This window comes from Tissierella sp. P1, from assembly GCF_002266425.1.
In the GTDB taxonomy this organism is placed as follows: Bacteria; Bacillota; Clostridia; order Tissierellales; family Tissierellaceae; genus Tissierella; species Tissierella carlieri.
In genome coordinates this window covers 1-521 of the sequence record NZ_NPMN01000094.1, presented here as the reverse complement: position 1 = coordinate 521, position 521 = coordinate 1, and the positions used below count along the sequence as shown (strand labels likewise).

Sequence of the window (521 nt, the reverse complement as noted above, 5' to 3'; positions counted from 1 at the left end):
TTCGTAGTTTAAGATTTTCATCTTCAAGTTGTTTAAGATACTCCGTTTCTACATTTATTTTTCTACTCTTATCAAGATTAGTATCTTTTGGTTTATCCACTTTTGGTCGCCGCCCCTTCTGTTTAGGTTTCAAGGCATCAGGTCCAGCAATACGATAATCATTAACCCATTTGCTTATTAATGGTGGATTATTAATTCCAACCGAAAGCGCTAAATCCTGATAAGAAACCTCTGTAGTTAGATACAACTCTACCACATGAAGCTTAAATTCGAAAGAGTAAGTTTGATTTTTTCGTTTTCTCATTAAACCATCAGAGCCAAATTCATTGTATGCAGAAACCCATTTTTGTAAGTCCCTCGTAGAAGAGATATTATATTTTTCAGATAGAAAAGCGAATCCGCCCTTTCCAGCTAAATATTCTTGTACAACTTTCATCTTAAATTCATAACTATATTTTGCCATTTAAAAACCGACCTCCCATCAGTTAGATTCTTAGGTCTAACTTTTGGGGGTCGGTTCA

General features: G+C 34.7%; 1 protein-coding gene. It reads right to left on the bottom strand.

What is annotated here, in order from left to right:
• Window positions 1-463: helix-turn-helix domain-containing protein (locus CIW83_RS21880; RefSeq protein WP_094904519.1), on the bottom strand; the 463-nt coding region annotated here is incomplete at its 3' end.
• Between the last annotated feature and the right edge of the window lie 58 nt (window positions 464-521).